General features: G+C 74.4%; 16 protein-coding genes. 7 read left to right on the forward strand and 9 right to left on the reverse strand.

The features are described 5' to 3' along the window. Positions 1-71: 71 nt before the first annotated feature. Positions 72-1,106, reverse strand: coding sequence for an LLM class flavin-dependent oxidoreductase (locus GCU60_RS17015; RefSeq protein WP_163207420.1), 1,035 nt, complete (start codon positions 1,104-1,106; stop codon positions 72-74). Between the two features lie 234 nt (positions 1,107-1,340). Between GCU60_RS17015 and GCU60_RS21740 the strand changes: the two genes are divergently transcribed. From GCU60_RS21740 to GCU60_RS17030, 3 genes are read left to right on the forward strand one after another with little or no spacing between them, the layout of a single operon-like run. Further along, positions 1,341-2,603 carry an FAD-binding oxidoreductase gene (locus GCU60_RS21740; protein WP_163207422.1) on the forward strand — a complete coding sequence of 421 codons (1,263 nt, stop codon included), beginning with the start codon at positions 1,341-1,343 and terminating at the stop codon, positions 2,601-2,603. Positions 2,604-2,627: 24 nt separating this feature from the next. Beyond that, on the forward strand, positions 2,628-3,767 hold the full coding sequence (locus tag GCU60_RS17025) for a globin domain-containing protein (RefSeq protein WP_163207424.1): 1,140 nt from the start codon (positions 2,628-2,630) through the stop codon (positions 3,765-3,767). After that, positions 3,764-4,522, forward strand: coding sequence for a DivIVA domain-containing protein (locus GCU60_RS17030; RefSeq protein ID WP_163207427.1), 759 nt, complete (start codon positions 3,764-3,766; stop codon positions 4,520-4,522). Before GCU60_RS17025 ends, GCU60_RS17030 begins: the two co-directional genes overlap by 4 nt. Before the next feature lie 361 nt (positions 4,523-4,883). On the opposite strand, the gene GCU60_RS17035 is transcribed toward GCU60_RS17030, so the two are convergent. The 3 genes from GCU60_RS17035 to GCU60_RS17045 all read right to left on the reverse strand — a co-directional run bounded on the left by GCU60_RS17035 (position 4,884) and on the right by GCU60_RS17045 (position 7,262). Beyond that, the gene (locus GCU60_RS17035; protein ID WP_163207429.1) at positions 4,884-5,357 is read right to left on the reverse strand and encodes a PH domain-containing protein; all 474 of its coding nucleotides are present in this window, start codon (positions 5,355-5,357) and stop codon (positions 4,884-4,886) included. A 148-nt stretch (positions 5,358-5,505) separates the two neighbouring features. Continuing rightward, complete coding sequence (locus GCU60_RS17040) at positions 5,506-5,925, reverse strand: exonuclease domain-containing protein (RefSeq protein WP_163207431.1); 420 nt, start codon at positions 5,923-5,925, stop codon at positions 5,506-5,508. A gap of 104 nt (positions 5,926-6,029) precedes the next feature. Then, positions 6,030-7,262 carry a saccharopine dehydrogenase family protein gene (locus GCU60_RS17045; RefSeq protein WP_163207433.1) on the reverse strand — a complete coding sequence of 411 codons (1,233 nt, stop codon included), beginning with the start codon at positions 7,260-7,262 and terminating at the stop codon, positions 6,030-6,032. A 134-nt stretch (positions 7,263-7,396) separates the two neighbouring features. On the opposite strand from GCU60_RS17045, the gene GCU60_RS17050 reads away from it, so the two are divergent. Beyond that, positions 7,397-9,025 (forward strand): glycoside hydrolase family 13 protein, encoded by a 1,629-nt coding sequence (locus GCU60_RS17050; RefSeq protein WP_163207435.1) that lies wholly within the window; start codon positions 7,397-7,399, stop codon positions 9,023-9,025. Between the two features lie 3 nt (positions 9,026-9,028). On the opposite strand, the gene GCU60_RS17055 is transcribed toward GCU60_RS17050, so the two are convergent. Next, positions 9,029-9,664 carry a hypothetical protein gene (locus GCU60_RS17055; protein ID WP_163207437.1) on the reverse strand — a complete coding sequence of 212 codons (636 nt, stop codon included), beginning with the start codon at positions 9,662-9,664 and terminating at the stop codon, positions 9,029-9,031. 82 nt (positions 9,665-9,746) lie between these two features. Here GCU60_RS17055 and GCU60_RS17060 point away from each other — a divergent pair, with 82 nt between their 5' ends. After that, positions 9,747-10,970 (forward strand): MFS transporter, encoded by a 1,224-nt coding sequence (locus tag GCU60_RS17060; protein ID WP_163207439.1) that lies wholly within the window; start codon positions 9,747-9,749, stop codon positions 10,968-10,970. 10 nt (positions 10,971-10,980) lie between these two features. Beyond that, entirely contained in the window at positions 10,981-11,829 is an 849-nt protein-coding gene (locus GCU60_RS17065) for a DUF1028 domain-containing protein (protein ID WP_163207441.1), read from the forward strand. Between the two features lie 28 nt (positions 11,830-11,857). Here the strand turns inward: GCU60_RS17065 and GCU60_RS17070 are convergent, their stop codons facing one another. The 4 genes from GCU60_RS17070 to GCU60_RS17085 form a co-directional block, all read right to left on the reverse strand. After that, on the reverse strand, positions 11,858-12,322 hold the full coding sequence (locus GCU60_RS17070; protein ID WP_163207443.1) for an SRPBCC family protein: 465 nt from the start codon (positions 12,320-12,322) through the stop codon (positions 11,858-11,860). Between the two features lie 38 nt (positions 12,323-12,360). After that, positions 12,361-14,199 carry a protein kinase domain-containing protein gene (locus GCU60_RS17075; protein ID WP_345770659.1) on the reverse strand — a complete coding sequence of 613 codons (1,839 nt, stop codon included), beginning with the start codon at positions 14,197-14,199 and terminating at the stop codon, positions 12,361-12,363. A 94-nt stretch (positions 14,200-14,293) separates the two neighbouring features. After that, complete coding sequence (locus GCU60_RS17080; protein WP_345770660.1) at positions 14,294-15,403, reverse strand: L-dopachrome tautomerase-related protein; 1,110 nt, start codon at positions 15,401-15,403, stop codon at positions 14,294-14,296. Further along, entirely contained in the window at positions 15,400-16,983 is a 1,584-nt protein-coding gene (locus tag GCU60_RS17085; RefSeq protein WP_163207445.1) for an alpha/beta hydrolase fold domain-containing protein, read from the reverse strand. Before GCU60_RS17085 ends, GCU60_RS17080 begins: the two co-directional genes overlap by 4 nt. Before the next feature lie 257 nt (positions 16,984-17,240). Here GCU60_RS17085 and GCU60_RS17090 point away from each other — a divergent pair, with 257 nt between their 5' ends. Continuing rightward, positions 17,241-17,987, forward strand: coding sequence for a DUF4383 domain-containing protein (locus GCU60_RS17090; RefSeq protein WP_163207447.1), 747 nt, complete (start codon positions 17,241-17,243; stop codon positions 17,985-17,987). The last annotated feature ends 21 nt before the right edge of the window (positions 17,988-18,008 follow it).

Here is an 18,008-nt window from a genome sequence, read left to right on the forward strand (position 1 = left end):
CTCACTCGGAGGTCTTCCTCATGTCATCGACCCACGCCGTCCGCCGTCACCAACGTCCGTGGTCAGTACACCTAGGCCGTCGCGGCAGTCACCCTCGGCGCGACCTCGGTGCCGAGCAGCTCGATGCCACGCAGCAGGTCTGCATGCGCCAGCCGGGGATTGGTCATCTGCAGCGCGACGCGGTCGACACCGCCGAGCTGCTCGCCGATCCGCACCAGCTTCTCGGCGACCGTCGCCGGGTCGCCCATGAAGAAGGCGCCGTCCGGGCCGCTGGTCGCGTCGAACTGCGCCCGGCTCGGCGAGGCGAACCCGCGCTCCCGGGAGACCTTGGTGAACATCTCGTGCCAGCCCGGGTAGATCGTGTCCGCCGCGGCCTGCGTGCTCTCCGCCACGAACCCGAACACGTGCAGGCCCACCTGCAGCTTCTCCGGGGCGTGGCCGGCGTGCGCCCCGGCCCGCCGGTAGAGGTCGATCAGCGGCGCGAACTGACGCGGCTCCCCGCCGATGATCGCCACCATCAGCGGCAGCCCGAGCAGCCCGGCCCGCACGAAGGACTCCGGCGTCCCGCCGACGCCCACCCAGATCGGCAGCGGGTCCTGCAGCGGCCGCGGGTAGATCCCCTGGCCGGTGAGCGGCGGCCGGTGGTTGCCCGACCAGGTCACCTTCTCCGACTCCCGGATGCGCAGCAGCAGGTCCAGCTTCTCGGTGAACAGATCGTCGTAGTCCCCGAGGCTCAGCCCGAAGAGCGGGAAGGCCTCGGTGAAGGACCCGCGGCCCACCACCAGGTCGATCCGGCCCTTGGAGATCAGGTCGAGGGTGGCGAACTGCTGGAAGACCCGCACCGGGTCGGCCGCGCTGAGGACGGTGACCGCGCTGCCCAGCCGGATGCGGGAGGTGCGGGCGGCCGCCGCGGCCAGGATGACCGGCGGCGCGGAGTCGTAGTACTCGCTGCGGTGGTGCTCCCCGATGCCGAAGGAGTACAGCCCGACCTCGTCGGCGAGCGCGATCTCCTCGAGCAGGTCGCTCATCCGCTCCTCGGGCCCGATCGCCCGCCCGGAGGCCGGATCGGTCACCGCCGCCACGAAGCTGTCGACGCCGAGGTGCATTCGTTCCTCCCAGGGTCCGGTGACGACGTCGACCGGCCGGACGACGACCGCACAGGTCGTTCAGCATTCAACCATCGCTCGGCGAGCACGGCCTGCCCGTCGCGGTGCCCCGGAGCCGGTCCGGCGACACGCCCGGCAGATTTCGGAGGACTCGAACGCAGGTGACCGGGTAGCGGATGCCTAGCGGAACGTGACCGCGCCAGCGGGGGGCAAGTCGACTGGCAAGGAGGACACGTGCTCTCTGATCGATCCCGTCCCGTCATCGAGGCGACGCTCCCGGTGGTGGCGGACAACATCGAGGAGATCGCCACCCGGTTCTACGCCCACCTGTTCGGGGAGCACCCCGGGCTCTTCGACGGCGTGTTCAACCGGGGCAACCAGGCGGAGAAGACCCAGCAGATGGCGCTCGCCGGCTCGGTGGCGGTCTTCGCCTCGTCCCTGCTCAAGGTGCCCGAGCAGCTCCCGGAGCACCTGCTCAGCCGCATCGCGCACAAGCACGCCTCGCTGGGCATCACCCCGGCCCAGTACGACGTGGTCCACGACAACCTGTTCTGGGCGATCGTCGACGTGCTGGGCGACGCCGTGACGCCGGAGGTGGCCGCCGCCTGGGACGAGGTCTACTGGCTGATGGCCTACGCCCTGATCAACCAGGAGCGCGGTCTCTACAGCGCACGGGGGGTGCGCCCGGAGACGGTCTGGCGGGAATGGGAGGTCGCCGAGAAGGTCCAGGAGACCCCCGACGTCGTCACCTTCCGGATGCGCAAGGTCGACGACCGCCTGGTGAAGAGCTCGCTGCCCGGCCAGTACGTGACCGTTCAGGTGCCCATGCCCGACGGCATCCGGCAGCCGCGCCAGTACAGCCTCACCCGGGCCGACGACGGGGAGCACCGCCAGTTCTCCGTCAAGCGGGTGCACGGCGGCGGCAAGCCCGACGGCGAGGTCTCCAACCACCTCTGCGACCGGGTCCAGGTGGGTGACCGGCTGACCATGTCGGTGCCCTTCGGCGACGTCGTCCTGGACGACTCCGGGCGCCCCGTGGTCTTCGCCAGCGCCGGGATCGGCATCACCCCGATGGCCGGCATGCTCTCCCACCTGGCCGGCGCGGGCTCGCGGCTGCCGGTCACGCTGCTGCACGCCGACGCCGACGAGGAGTCCTTCGCGCTGCGGGACCAGGTGCTCGGGGACCTGCGCACGCTTTCCGGCGGGAAGGCGCACGTCTGGTTCGAGCGGGGCACCGGCAGCACCCTGCCCACGGGGGTGCACGAGGGGGTCATGGACCTCGACGCCGTCGACCTGCCCGAGGGCGCCGTCTACTACCTGTGCGGCCCGCTGCCCTTCATGAAGGCGGTGCGCAGCGCGCTGGTCGAGCGGGGCGTCGCCGCGCGCGACATCCAGTACGAGGTGTTCGGCCCCGACCTGTGGCAGGCCGACCTCGCCACGGAGGAGAGCCCCGGCGCCGCGGAGCGCACCGGCCGGCACGCCGCCGCCGTCGGCTGACCCGCCGGACCCGAGGAGATCCGCATGGACATCCCGGCGATGCGGGCCAACTTCGCCAAGGCCGCGGCCACCGGCGACGAGGCGCCGCTGTACTTCTACGCCCACCTGTTCCTGAGCCACCCCGAGACCCGGCAGATGTTCCCCGTCTCGATGGCCCACCAGCGGGACCGCTTCTTCACCGCGCTCGGCGACGTCGTCACCCGGGTCGACGACCTCGACGCGCTGGTGCCGATCCTGCGCCAGCTCGGCCGCGACCACCTCAAGTTCGGGGTGCTCCCGGCGCACTACCCGGCGGCCGGCGCCAGCCTGCTGGCCACCCTGGAGCACTTCGACCCGGAGTGGACCCCGGAGCTGGCCAAGAGCTGGGCCGAGGCCTACGACGTGGTCGCCACCGTGATGATCCAGGGGGCGGAGGAGGCCGCGGGGCAGCCGGCCTGGTGGGACGCCGACGTGGTGGGCCACGAGCGGCGCAGCCTCGACGTCGCCGTCCTCCGGATCCGCCCGCAGGTGCGCTACGACTACCTCGCGGGTCAGTCGCTGTCGCTGGAGACCGAGCTGCGGCCCCGCCTGTGGCGGTACTACTCCCCCGCCAACGCCCCGCGCCCCGACGGGCTGATCGAGCTGCACGTCAAGGCGCGCGACGGCGGGCCGGTCAGCTCCGCGCTGGTGCGCAGCATCGGGGTGGGCGACGTCCTCCGCCTGGGGCCACCGCTGGGCCACCTCACCACGGGCGAGGACTCCGACCGGGACCTGCTGCTGGTCGCCGGTGGGATGGGGCTGGCACCCCTGAAGGCGATGGTCGACCAGGTCGCCCGGCAGGGTCCACCGCGCCGGGTGGACCTGTTCGCCGGGTTCCGCACCGAGGACCAGATCTACGACCGGGCCGACCTGGAGCAGCTGGCCGGCGAGCACCCCTGGCTCACCGTGACCTTCGCCGTCTCCGACGACGCCGCATCGTCCCTCGCCCACGGCGAGGTCGCCGAGGTGGTGCGCCGGGCGGGCCCGTGGTCCAGCCGCGAGGTGCGCGTCGCCGGCCCCGAACCCATGGTGACGGCCACCGTGGCAGCGCTCCGGGAGGACGGCGTCCCGGAGCACCGCATGTCCAGCGAGGTCTTCGCCCCGAGCCGACCGGGGCCCAGTGTCGACGGAGAGGTGACCGAATGACCAGCGCACCGAGCGGGCCCGGCAGCACGGACCGGGGGCTGACGCCCGCCGACCTGTACGACGTCCGCTTCACGCGGGCCTCGATGCTGCACCCGGGCTACGTCGAGAGCGAGGTCGACCGGGTGGTGCACCGGGCGGCCGAGGAACTGGCCCGGCACGCAGCGGAGAAGGCCCAGCTGCGCGAGCGGGTGCGCACCCTGGAAGCCCAGCTCGACGGTGCGCCGGCGCACGAGCCGCCCAGCGAGCAGGCGGTGCGCATCCTGGCCAGCGCCCAGCAGACCGCCGACAACTACGTGGCCGAGGCGGAGCAGTTCAGCCGCCAGGTGACCGGGGAGGCGCGGGCCGAGTACGAGGAGGCCGTGCGGCTGGCGCGGGAGAACGCCGGCGCGATCATCCAGGCCGCCCAGGAGGCGGCCGCCCGGCTGACCGGCCCGGCCCCGGACGGACCCGCCCAGGGCGGGCACGGCGTCGCCGAGCTGGAGGAGCAGGTCGCCTACCTCAAGGCGTTCGGCCAGGCCTGCCGCACCCAGCTGCGCGCCTACCTGGAGGCGCTGCTGAGCGACGTGGAGAACGAATGGGGCCGCGCCCACCCGGGTGCCCTCCCGGCGCCGGCCCGGCCCCCGGCCCAGCGGGCCGCACCGGAGGACGACGCGGACCGGCCGACGGCGTTCGAGGAGAACACCGCCGCGGAGGGCCGGACGGGGAACGACGCCGGCACCGGCGTGCCGGCGGCCTCCGGGACGCGCCCGTCCTGACCCGGCGCACGGCCGGACCGGCGAGTCCGCCGGTCCGGCCCGGGCGGCTCAGCGCTCGGTGAGCGTCGCATAGAGGTGACCGAAGAGATCAAGTGCTGTCCGAAAGCTTCCGACGCTCAGAGGTGTGGCTGAATCGACGGCGAGGCCCGGGCGGCCGCCCAAGCGCGACCCGAGCGCGCCGCGCTGCCCGCGGGCACCGTGGCCGGGCGGTGCTGAGCCAGCCCAAGGGGTTGGAGCGGCCGTGATCCGAGAAGCCCTGCTCATGCGAAGAGCCCTGCTCGTGCAGGGAGGGCGGCCTGGGTACCGGCCTCGGTGGATGGCTGAGCCGGCCGGCTCGCCGAGCATCCAGTAGCGCGGCCGGCTACCGCAGACCGGCCTGCTCCTGCGCCTCGGCGATGGCCACGGCCGCCTCGTGTGCCCGGCGGCCTCGGATCGGCAGTGCCCCGTCCCCATCGGCCAACGCCCACACCGCCAGGGAGACCCCGCTGCGAAGCTGCAATCGGGCCGCGGCGAAGCCCGGCGTCACGGTGACCACATCGCCGAGAGGCACATGCTGGGTGCCCCACGGGTTCATCACGGTCACCTCGTCAACGGTCAGCACCAGCCGTGGACGCAGGGCCACCCACCAGGCCCCTAGCCACATCACCGCAGCGGTCCCGCCGGCGGCCAGACCGTCAATCGCGTAGTCGCTGGACAGGTGAACGAGCGCCTGAATCCCAAACGCCAGCGCCGTCAACGTCGGCATGCCGGCGATGACGGACACCCAGACCCGGCCGGATCTGCCGACGCGCCACATGCGCAAGGGGGAAGCGGTCGTTGCCGTCACGTCGGACATGGTGCCGCTCCTCGAGGCCGACGCAGTGGAAGATGCACCCGGCGCGCCCGAGCGAGGTTCAGCAGCCGCCACCACACCAGCCCCGTCGCCTCAGCGTCAGACGCCGCGCGGTGCGCATTTCCGGCTCGCTCGACTGCCAGCGCCTCCATCAGCTCGGGCAGCCGCCGACCGCGCAGCCCAGCTCCTCGGCGGCCTCCCCCGTGCAGGCAGTCATCCAGCCGCGCGCCTGGCCGAGGCGCTGCCACCCCCGCGCGAGCATCGCCGCGTCGAACCCGGCGTTGTGCACCACCAGAACCCGCCCGTCGAGCGGCCCATCAAGCCGCCCGGCGACCGTCCCGAACGCCGGCGCCCCGTCGAGGTCCCCCTCGCGCAGGCCGTGGATCTCGGTGGCTCCGACCGGCCGCCACGGACGAACCAGGCTGTGCCAGTCGGCCTCCGCCTCGCCCTGGGCGCCCGCCAACACGACCGCCACCTCGATCGCTGCGTCGTCCGCCGGCGTCAAGCCCGTCGTCACCATGTCGACGACGGCATAGGACAGTCCGCCGCAGCGCGCGCACAGAGCCGACACGCCGCCATCGTCCCCAAGCCAGACGACAGCTCGTGCTCACCTGGCGCCGGCCTGTTGCTCGCGCTGCCTGCCGCTACCGGATTCGTGTCCCCTCTATGCGACGGTCAGCGCTCGGTGACCTCGTAGGTGTGCCCCGCGGCGCGCAGCCGCTCCACGAGCACCTCGCCCATCGCCGAGGCCGGGGTGAGCGAGCCCGCCCGGTCGGGCAGCCGGTCGCCGTCGAGTGCGAGCGCGAGGGCGGCCTCCCCGAGCATGACCGCGGTCGCCGCGTACCCGGGATCGCCCTTCCCGCCGGCGGTGGCGCGGTACCGGCGCCCGTCCTCGGCGGTCGCGTCCACCACCATCCGGAACCAGCCCTTCTCCCGCGCCGCCTCGCTCGGGCCGGTGCCGGGGGCCGGGAGCACCCGGTCCAGCAGCCCGCGGGTCGGCGCGAAGCTCATGGCCGACACCGCCCCGAGCAGCCCGGCGGTCACCCCCGCGGCGGTCACGGCGCCCACCGGCCCGCCCCCGGTGCCCATGACCTCGCTGTAGCGCAGCTCGCGCCCGTAGGCCCAGTCCTGCAGCGCGTTGCTCCGCCGGACGATCCGGGTGTTGAACGGCGCCATCACGAACGGCGCCGTCCACCGCCCGTCCGCCGTCCGCGTGGGCAGCCCGGCGTCCCGCGGCTGGCGCGTGTCCGGCTCCTCCGCGCGGTCGGGGCTCAGCGCGAACGGGTCGCCGATCACGCGGCGCAGCGCCGGGTTCTCCTGCAGCGCCTCCACCTGGGCGCGCATCGAGTCGATCGTGCCGCCACTGAACCCGCCGCGCGCGGTCGCGACCAGCTGCACGTCGCGCAGTCCGCCCGCGCCGTCGGCCGCCGCACGCCGGCCGAGGAGGAAGGTGCTGAGGTCGGAGGGGATGGAGTCGTAGCCGCAGGCGTGCACGATGCGCGCGCCGGTCTCCCGGGCCACCGCGTCGCACCGGTCGATGGCGTCCCGGACGAAGAGGACCTCGCCGGTGAGGTCGGCGTAGTGCGTGCCGGCGCGGGCGCAGGCCTCGACCACCGGCAGCCCGTACCGGGCGTAGGGCCCCACCGTGGTGGCCAGCACCCGGGTGCTCTCCGCGAGCGCGCGCAGCGACTCCGGGTCGGTGGAGTCGGCCTCCAGCAGCGCCCAGTTCCGCCCGGCAGGGGGCAGCGCGGCCCGGACCTCCTCCAGCCGGGCCCGTGAGCGCCCGGCCAGGGCGATCCGCGTCCCCTCCGGGGCGTGCCCGGCCAGGTAGTCGGCGAGGAGCCGCCCGACGAAGCCGGTGGCTCCGTAGACGACCAGGTCATGGGTCCGTGCACCGTCCGCTGCCATACCGCCATCCTTCCCCGTGGCGTGCCGCCCGGCAGCCGGCGGGCCCGGGTCACGGACCGGTCACGCTCCACCCCACGGGTCACTGGGCGCCCAGGGGTCGCAAGTCGGCGACGGTTCCTGCCGATGGAGGTCGCATGGCAGTGCGGCTCGCAACGGTGCGGACCGCGACCGAGGATCAGGTCGCGGTCCAGTCGGCGTCCCCCTGGTGGCGGACGGCGGTGGTCTACCAGGTCTACCTGCGCTCGTTCGCCGACGGCAACGGCGACGGGATCGGCGACCTGGCGGGGCTCCGCTCCCGGTTGCCCTACCTCAGCTGGCTCGGCGTGGACGCCCTCTGGATCAACCCGCACTACCCCTCGGGCGGTGCGGACGGCGGCTACGACATCAGCGACTACCGCGCGGTCGACCCCGAGTACGGCGACGTCGCCGACCTGGAGGCCCTGGTCGAGGAGGCCCGGGCGCTGGGGCTGCGGGTCGTGCTGGACATCGTCCCGAACCACACCTCCGACCAGCACCCCTGGTTCCAGGCCGCGCTGGCCGACCCCGACTCCCCCGAGGCCTCCCGGTACCACTTCGCCCCCGCCTCGGAGGAGCCGCCGAACAACTGGCAGTCGCTCTTCGGCGGGCCCGCCTGGTCCAGGACCCCCGACGGCCGCTGGTACCTGCACCTGTTCGCCCCCGAGCAGCCCGACCTGAACTGGCGCGACCCCGCCGTCGCCGAGGACTTCGAGCGGACGCTGCGCTTCTGGCTCGACCGCGGCGTGAGCGGCTTCCGCGTCGACGTCGCCTACGGCCTGTTCAAGGACGTCGAGCTGCGCGACAACCCGGGCTCCTACTCCCCCACCCTCTTCGGCCACGGCCCCGAGCAGGCCATGACCTGGAACCAGCCCGAGGTGCACGACGTGTGGCGCCGGTGGCGGTCGGTCTGCGACGAGTACCCGGACACCATGCTGGTGGGCGAGGTGTGCCTCGCCGACCCGGAGGAGGTCGCGCTCTACTCCCGGCCCGACGAGCTGCACCAGTCCTTCTGCTTCCGGCTGCTGAAGTCCGGCTGGTCGGCCGAGGGCTTCGCCGACGGCGTGCGCAGCGCCCTGGACGCCTTCGGCGCCGTCGGCGCCCCGGTGTCCTGGGTCCTCGGCAACCACGACAAGGACCGCAAGGTCACCCGCTTCGGCGGGGGCGAGCTCGGTGAGGCCCGGGCCCGCGCCGCCGCGCTGCTGATGCTGAGCCTGCCCGGCTCCCCGTACATCTACGCCGGCGACGAGCTGGGCCTGCCGCAGGCCGACGTGCCGGACGAGGCCAAGCGGGACCCGATCTTCCACCGCAGCGGCGGCGCCCGCGCCGGTCGCGACGGCTGCCGGGTGCCCATGCCGTGGAACAGCGCCGCCGGGGTGGGCTTCTCCCCCGCCGGCGCGGCCGCGCCGTGGCTGCCGATCCCCTCGACCTGGCGCCGCTACGCCGTCTCCCGGCAGGCCCGGGACGACCGCTCGATGCTCCGGCTGTACCGCCGGGCGCTGGCCATCCGGGCCGAGCACCCGGCCCTCGGCTCCGGCGAGGCGTCGATCACCCGCCGCGGGGACCTGCTGACGATCCGCTCGACGGCCGAGGGCCGCTCGGTCCGGTGCGTGATCAACATGGGCGACCACACGGTCATCGTCCGGACGCCGGGCACCGTGCTGCTCTCCTCGGCGCCCCAGGTCGCCCAGACCTCTAGGACGCTGGCGCTGCCGGCCGACACCGCCGTCTGGATCGCGGAGGACTGACGCTCAGGCGCTGACCGCCTCGTGGGTGTTGACGCCGGGGATCCGCCGCACCGATCCCCAGCCGAAGCGGGCCCACACGACCAGCAGCGCCGCGCCCGCGAGCGAGCCGAGGCTGTCGCGCACGAGGTCACCGTTGGTGTCGTCGTTGCCCTCGGACAGGTTCGTGCCCAGCCACGCGTCCGACCGCCACTCGTAGACCTCCCACAGGGCACCGATGGTGATGCCGAGCGCCGCGGTGACGACGGCGATGCCGACGTAGTGCCGCAGGTGCGTCTCGTCCCGCGGATCGGGGACGACGTCGAGCCGGGCCAGCGCGATGTAGACGACCGGCGCGGTCAGCATCGGCAGGGTGACGTGCACGAGGTCGTCGAAGCGCACGAAGCGGTCGTAGAGCCCCCAGACCTCGCCGAACCCCTGCAGGGCCATGGCCGCGGTGACCGACAGGTCGTAGACGCGCGGCAGCTGCACCAGCCGGGCGACCAGGGTGACCGCGGCCATCACCGTCAGGACCGCGGCCGAACCGGTCTCGCCGGCGAGCGCGTAGTACACCGCCCCTCCCACCAGCAGCAGCCGCAGGACGTCGATCCCGTCCCTGACCAGCGGCGTCCAGTCCCCGAGCAGGAGTCGTCGCGTGTCCACGGGCGCACGACTACCCGGCCACCGCGGCCGTACTCCGGCGCCCACGGCCGGGCCGTCCCCGGCACCTGACAGGATCGGGCCCGTGCCGTCCGCTCCCCCGGCCGCGGCCCCGCCGCGGGCCGCCCGTGCCGCAGTCGGCACCTGGTTCTTCGTCAACGCCGTTCTCTACACCAACGTGCTGCCGCGGCTGCCGGAGATCAAGGACGCCCTCGACCTGAGCAACGCCAGCGTGGGCACCGCGCTGGCCGCCGGCCCCGTCGGCGCCCTGCTGGCCACCCTGTGGTCGGCGCCGCTCATCCGGCGGCTGGGCTCCGGGCACCTGGCCACGTACGGGCTCGTGGTGCTGGCCGTCGCGATGACCGGCGTGGCGTTCGCGCCGTCGTGGGGGGTCCTGGCCGCGGTGCTGTTCACGGCCGGCGCCGTGGACGCCCTGGTCGACGTCGCGCAGAACGCGCACGGGCTGCGGGTGCAGCGGCGCTACGAGCGGTCGATCTTCAACGCCTTCCACGGGATCTGGAGCATCGGCGCCGTCTCCGGAGCGCTGATCGGCTCGGCCGCGGCCGGGCTGGCCGTACCGCTGCCCTGGCACCTCGGCGTGGTCGGCGGCGTGTTCGCGCTGGCGGCCGTGCTGGCCGGCCGGGCCATGCTGCCCGGCCCGGACGAGGACGACCGGGAGCCGGAGGCGCCCGGGTCCGCCGTCGGGGCGCCGGGCCGGTCCCGGGCGCGGACGCGTTCGCTGCTGGTGCTCGGCGCCCTCGGTCTGCTCGCGGCGGCCGGCGTCTTCGTCGAGGACGCCGGGGCGTCGTGGAGCGCCATCTACCTGCGCGGGGACCTCGGCGCCGGCCCCGCCGTCGCGGGCCTCGGCCTGGTCGCCCTGCAGACGGCCATGACCGTGGGCCGGCTGACCGGAGACCGCGTCGTCGACCGGTTCGGCCAGCGCGCGGTGGCCCGCGCCGGCGGTGCGCTCATCACCCTGGGCATGGGGGTGGCGCTGGCGTTCCCGTCGGTGCCGACGACGCTGGCCGGGCTGGCGGTCGCGGGTCTCGGGGCCGCCACCCTGGTGCCGGCCGCCTACGCCGCGGCCGACGCCCTGCCGGGGCTCCCCCCGGGCGCCGGCCTGTCGATCATCAACTGGCTGCTGCGGGTCGGCCTGCTGGCCTCCCCCCCGCTGGTGGGGGTGATCGCCGACCAGGCCGGGCTGCGCACCGGGCTGCTGACCGTCGTCGCCGCCGGCATCGTCGCGGTGGTGGTCGCCGGAGTGCTCCGCGGCCGGAGCGCCCGGTCCGACGCCGCACCGGCTGGCTAGGGTCCGGCGGGTGACCTTCTCCATCGTCGGACGCTCCCCGGACGGCAGCTCGCTCGGCGTCGCGGTCGCCAGCAAGTTCCTCGCCGCGGGTGCCTACGTCCCGGCCGCCGCGGCCGACGCCGGCGCGCTCGCCACCCAGGCGCACGTGAACCTCGAGCTCCGGACGCGGGGCATCGAGCTGCTGCGGGAGGGCGTGGGCGCCGCGGAGCTGCTCACCCGGTTCTTCGCCGACGACCCGCAGCGCGACCAGCGGCAGGCCGGCGTCGTCGACCGTGACGGCGCGGCAGCCACCTTCACCGGGGAGCGGGCCCAGCCGTGGGCCGGCGGGCGCACGGGCGAGGGACCGGAGGGGTCCTTCGCCGCGCAGGGCAACCTGCTCGCCGGGCCCGAGGTGGTCGACGCGATGGCCGACCGCTGGCTCGCCACGGCCGCCGAGCCCTCCCTCGCCCGCCGGCTGGTGGCCTGCCTCGCCGCCGGGCAGGACGCCGGCGGCGACCCGCGCGGCAAGCAGGCCGCGGCCGTCCTCGTGGTGGCCGACGGCGCCGGCTACGGCGGGCTGGGCGACGTCGTCGTCCACCTGCGCAGCGACGACTCCCCCGAGCCGATCGGCGAGCTCGCCCGGATGCTCGACCTGCACGACCTCTACTTCGGCAGCACGCCGGCCGACCAGCTGCTGCCCTACGACGACGTCCTGGTCGGGGAGCTCCGCGCGCGCCTGGCGGCCACCGGCTACGCCACCGGGGACGTGCAGCGCGACCTGTACGACTGGATGGGCCGGGAGAACTTCGAGGAGCGCTGGCACGACGGCCGGCTCGACCCCGTCGTCCTCGACCACCTGCGGTCGACCACCGGGCGCTGACCCGGGCCTGACCAGGGCGGCCGAGCCGTCAGCCGGCCTCGGCGATCCGCTTGACGGCGGCGAGCGTCACCGGGATGCCCTCGTGCGCGGCACGGGTGCGGTCCTCGATCTGCTCGTCGGCGGCGTCCCCGTAGCGCTCGGCGAAGAACGCCTGCCCCGCGGGGAGGAACTCCCAGGACTCGGTCACCTCGGTGCCGCCGTCGACCGGCACGAAGCCGAACCCCCAGCGCACCAGCGACCCGCCGACGACGAAGGCGAACTCCCGGCCGCGGTCGGCGACCACCACCTGCGAACGGGTCTCCCACGTCCGGGCGGGCGTGACGTTGCGGCCGGTGAACCAGTCACCCACCTGACCGGCTGCGCCCTCGTCCCACCAGCAGGCCACGCAGACCGGGCTCCACTCACCGGTCCGCGTCACGTCGGAGAGCAGGTCGTACAGGGCTTCGGGGGACGCGGCGACGACGATCGATCCCGCTGTCCGGAGCTCGCGCATCCCGGCAGTGTCGCAGTCGCTGCCCGCGGGTCCGGCCGTCAGGGCCCGGTGGTCGGCTCGGCCTGGACCACCGTGCTGGACGCGGTCGACGACGCCGCCGGGTCCTCGGTCCCCGTGTCCGGCTCACCGTCCCCGGCGGGCGGCGTGGACGGGGTGGGGTCGGCCGGCTCCGACGGGGTGGTGGGCGCGGTGTCGGGGTCCGTGCCCTCGCCCGCGCCGTCGCCCGTGCCCTCGCCCGCGCCGTCGCCCGTGCCGTCGCCCGTGCCGTCGCCCGTGCCGTCGTCGGTCCCGGGATCGGTGCCGGCCGGGTCCGTCGGCGTCCCGGTCTCCTCGGGGTCGGTCGAGCCCTCCGCCTCGTCGCCGGCGGCCGTCCCGCTGGAGCCGCTCCCCGGATCTCCGGCGGCCGGTGTGCTCGGTCGGGCGGAGGGTGCGCTGTCCACGGGCGCCCGGTCGCCGGACCCGCCGTCGGCCGGACCGGTGCCCGGGTCCGCGACCTCGGCGGACGGCGTCCCGGCGGGGGCGACCGCGACGTCGAGCCGGACCCGGTCCCCGGCCGACAGCGCGGTGCCCACCGGGTCGAGTGCCACGACGGTCCCGGGCGCCCGCTCGGCGGTGACGGTGTCGCGGCGCTGCACGGTGAGACCCAGCGCGGTCAGGTCCGCGGCCACCTCGTCGGCCGGACGCCCCACGTGGTCGTCCGCGGCCAGCACGATCCCGCCCGGCGTCGTCTGGGCCGCCCCGGCGGAGTCCGCGGGCGCACCACCGCCGGAGAAGAGCCCCAGCACGCTGCCGGTGACCACCGCCCCGAGCAGCACCGCGAGGACCGTGCTCACCACCAGCCACGTGCGCAGCCCGGTCCGCCGGGGCTCGTCGGGAGCCGGGGCGGTCGAGACCGCCCCGGTCCCGCGCACGGTCGCGCCCCCGGCCGCCGCCGGTACCTGCGTGGCGGCCGGCACAGCCGGCCGGACCCCGTCCGGGCGGGTGCCCGGTGCGGAGACGGGCAGGACCCGCGTCGTCGGACCGGTGTCGGTGGCCTGGTGGTCCAGCGTCTCGTCGATGGCGGCGAGGAAGGCCTTGCCGTCGGGGATGCGGTCGTCGGGGTCCTTGGTGAGTGCGGCGTCGATGAGGCTGCGGACCTCCTCCGGCACGTCGGAGGACATCGGCTCGGGCTGCTCCCGCACCTGCTTGAGCGCGATGGTCACCGGGTTGTCGCCGTCGAACGCCGGGTTGCCGGTCAGGGCCTCGTAGCCGACCAGGCCGAGCGCGTAGACGTCGCTGGCCGGGCGGGGCTTGTCGCCCGAGGCCTGCTCCGGCGACATGTACTGGGGGGTGCCGATCACCTGACCGGCCTGGGTCAGTGGCACGCTGGCCGCCGACCACGCGATGCCGAAGTCGGTCAGCTTCACCCGGCCGTCGGGCCGGACCAGGATGTTCGCCGGCTTGACGTCCCGGTGGACGAGGCCTGCCCGGTGGGCCTCGGCCAGCGCGGCGGCGGCCTGCCGGAGCACCGACATCGCTGTGTCGGGGTCCAGCGGCCCCTCCTGGTTGAGCAGGGCGGACAGCGGATCGCCGTCGACGAGCTCCATCACCAGGTAGGCGATGTGCTCCCCGCTGCCCTCCACGGTCGACTCGCCGTAGTCGTGGACCGCCGCGATGTTGGGGTGGCTCAGGGCCGCGGCGTGGGTGGCCTCGGCGCGGAACCGCGCGGCGAAACCGGGATCGTCGGCGTACTCGCTGCGGAGGACCTTGACGGCGACGGGCCGGTCCAGGCGGAGGTCACGGCCCCGCCACACCTGCCCCATGCCACCGGTTGCGATCAGGTCCAGCAGTTCGTAGCGGTCGCCGAGGACCACGCTGCCGTGCTCGGCGATGGTCACCGCTGCTCCGCCCTCTCGATCACGTTCGTGGGCTCGTCCGCCCTCGGGGGGATGCCCGTCAGTGCGAGCCGCTACACCCGCGCCGGAGCAGGCCTCACCGCAGCCGGACGGGACCGGCGTCGATGGGGGTGCGGAAGAGCACGTAGGGCTTGCGCCGCTGGTCCTCTCCCCCGCGGTACTTGTCCTGGCGGTACAGCTGGTTGGCCGTGACGTACAGGTGACCGTCGGCCGCGACGCTCATGGTGTCCGGCCACAGCAGCCGTGGGTCGTGGACGACGGTCTCCCACGAGCCGTCGGGCAGCCGCCGGTGGATGGCGTCGTGCTCCCCGTCGGTGACGTAGAGCCGCCCCTGGTCGTCGGTCTCCAGCCCGTCGCTGACGCAGCCCTTGTCCCCCTCGTCCTGGACGGTGCCGGCCACGGCGGCGTCGTCCCGCGACCTGTCGCACAGAGCATCGACCGACACCGAGTACCAGCGTCGGCCGGCCAGGGGGCAGTAGTACAGCCGGTCGCCGTCGGCGGCGATCGCGATGCCGTCGGCACCCATCGTCACCGGCGAGGTGTCGCCGTCGGGCGAGCGCTCCAGGAACTCCACGCCCTCGACGACCATCCGCAGGTCCGGCGGGGTGGTCGCCTTCGTGCTCGGGTGCTCGTGCAGCCGACGCCAGCTCTCCCCGGACGCGAGGTCGACCACGATGATCCCGTTCGGCCCCTGGTCGGAGGAGTCCGTGATGAACGCCGTACCGGCCTCTCCCCGGCGCAGGTCGAAGCGCACGTCGTTGAGGTAGGTCGTCGGCAGCGCCACGTCGGTCGGGAAGAGGATGGTCCGGACGACCTCGTCGGCGCTCAGGTCGACGCAGACCAGCTTCGGCCCGCCGTGCTCGGTCGGGCGGAACATCGGGCTGCCGGTGTCGAGGATCCACAGCCTGTCGGCGGGGTCGACGACGACGCTCTGGACCGACACCAGGCGGTCGGGGTCGGCGTCGGAGCGGTTGTCGTTCAGTCCCTGCGAGGGGTAGGCGACCTCCTGCCCGTCCCGCAGTTCCGCCACGGTGAAGCCGACGTCGTCGCCCCACTTCGGGTAGCAGACGAAGATCCGCCCGCCGTGCGACACGGTGACGCCGGTGGGCATCGCGCCGGTGAACCGGTGGACGACCTCGAGCTCGCCGACGGTCTCCTCGACCGCGATCTGCGGCGCGGCGGTCACAGGGACCCGCCGCCCACGCTCGTCCGCGCGGCGTCGAAGGCGCGGGTGACGTGCGCGGCGGCTTCCTGCTGTGCCTGCTCCGCCTCGTCGAGGACCGCGGCGGCGCCGAAGAACTCGTGCATGACTCCCGGGAAGTAGCGGTGCGTGGTCGCGACTCCGGCGGCCTCCAGGTTCTGGGCGAACTGCTGGCCCTGGCTGCGGAGCACGTCGCGCTCGTCGGTGACGACCAGCGTCGGCGGCATCTGCGCCAGCTGCTCGGTCGTCCAGCCGAGGAGGTCGATGCGCGGGTCCGTGGCCGCGTCCGGCTTGCCCTCGAAGGCGTGCATGGCCATCCAGCTGAGCAGCGCGCGGTTGAGCGGGCGACCGTCGGCGGCGTCGACCACGGACTCGCCGAACTGCTCGCCTGTGGTCAGCGGGTACACGCACACCTGCGCCAGTGGCACCGCCTGGCCGTTGGCAGCCAGCTGCAGGCAGGTCGCCGCGGCCATGTTGCCGCCGACGGACTCCCCGCCGATGGCCACCTTCGTGGCGTCGCCACCGAAGGACGCCGCGTTCTGCAGCACGTAGTGGTAGGCGGTGAGGACGTCGTCGTGCGACGCCGGGAAGACCGCCTCGGGCGCCCGCCGATAGTCCGGCGTCACGACGATCGCCCCGGTCTTGTTCGTGAGGCCGCGGCACGACGCGTCGTAGTGGTCGTCGATGTCGAACAGCACCCAGCCGCCCCCGTGGATCCACACGATCACCGGCAGCGGCGCGGTGCCGGCACCGACCGGCTTGTAGACGCGCAGCCTCTGCGTGCCGCCGGCGCCGTCGGGGATGTCCAGGTCCTCGACCGAGCCGACCGCCTCCGGGCCCTCGATGCCGCGCTCGGCCATGACCTTCTCGACCGCTTCCTTGGGCCCCGGCTGCTTGCGGGCCTGCTCAGGGGTCAGGATCTCGAACGGCAGCGGGCCCAACGAGGAGTGCGCGTCGACGATCGCCTGCGCCTGCGGGGTCAGCAGCCCGGACGCGTCGGTGGCCGCCTCCTTCTGCTTGCCCGACAGGAGGTCGCGGACGTGGTCCAGCGGCTTGGCCAGCATCCCGGCGATCCGCTCGGCGAGGCCCTCGTCGGGGGCGTTCGGGTGCGGCCGGGTGGGTGCCGTGCGCTTGGCGGCGAGGAACTCCCTGCCCAGTTGCGCCATCCGCTCCGGGCCGGCCTTCCGCCGGAACTCCGGCAGCTCGTCGGTCTCCTCGTCGTCCACGTGGTGGCGGACGAGGCTGATCAGCGAGGACAGCGCCGCCTCGAACTCCGGCTCCGCGGGCTCGGTCCGGCCCAGCGTCACGAGCAGCTCCTTGATCTGCTGGTGCTCGTGCTCGGCGTCGTCGTGCTCGTCCTGCATGCCGATCTCCGACCAGATCGGGTACAGCACCGTCTCCTCGGCGAACGCGTGCAGCGCCAGCTCCAGGGAGATCTGGTCCACGAGCACGCGACGGTTGCCGCGCCCGGCTTCCAGGTGCTGGAACTGCCGCTCGACGATCGCGTGGTCGTCGGCGATGAGGTGGTCGATGTCGCCGGGGAGGGTCGGGTAGTCCAGGGCCACGGTGCGTTCCTCTGCTCGGGGATGAGGGGGCGGAGAGGATCGCCGGTCCCGACGATCGGTTGCACACGACCTACCCCGCGTCCCAGCACGTACACCCACCGATCGCGGGGCGGCCTCCGGACGGCCCCGCCCCAGGTCGAGGAGCAGCCACCGGTGGGGCTTCCGGGCGACCCCCCCTGGAGCGGAGGACGCCGCATCCGGATCCGTCCCAGCGGCGGAAGAAGCGGTACCGACCGGCTCGCCCGAGGGAGTTCCCCATGGCACTGCACCTCCCCTTCCGCCGCACGACGTCCCTGCCCGCCGCCGCACCGTCCCCGTCCCCCGAGGTCGACCGGGAGGAGCCAGGACCGGGACGCGACCGGGTCCTGGCCGTGCACCGCATCGGCGCGCTGGCGGTCGCGGCGGTGATCGCGACGTTCGGCGTCCTCGGCTTCCTCGACGGGCTGTCGTTCTTCTCCACCGAGGGCGAACGGATCGCCGGACTGTCCTCCAACGGCCTGCTGTCGACCATCTCCGTGGTCACGGCCGCCGTCCTCGTCGCGGCCGCGCTGCGCGGGCCCCGGATCGCCTCGACCGTCATGATCGTCGTCGGCGTCCTGTTCCTGGTGTCCGCGCTGGCCAACCTGGCCGTGCTCCGGACCGACCTCAACATCCTGGCGTTCGGCTTCGCCAACGTCGTGTTCTCCGTCGTCGCGGGCCTGGTGCTGCTGGTCCTGGGCACCTACGGCCGGGTCAGCGGGAACCTCCCCCCGGACAGCCCCTACGCCCGCGCCGCCGCCGCGGGCGAGGACGACGACCCGGCCGCCGAGTTCCCCTCGACCCCGGCGGAGTGGGCGGCCGAGCACGCGATGCGGGCCGCGGAGGTCGCGGTCGTCCAGCACGTCGCCACGGCCGACCAGCGGCGCCGGGTGGCCGCGATGGCGGCGCACACCCGCCGCGCCGACCGCCGCCGGGTGTGGATGTCCTTCGACGCACCCGGCGAGGGCCCCGCGCTGCCGCGGTAGCCGTTCCGCACGGTGGGAGGT

The sequence above is a fragment of the Blastococcus saxobsidens genome, assembly GCF_010682065.1.
Lineage (GTDB): Bacteria > Actinomycetota > Actinomycetes > Mycobacteriales > Geodermatophilaceae > Blastococcus > Blastococcus saxobsidens_B.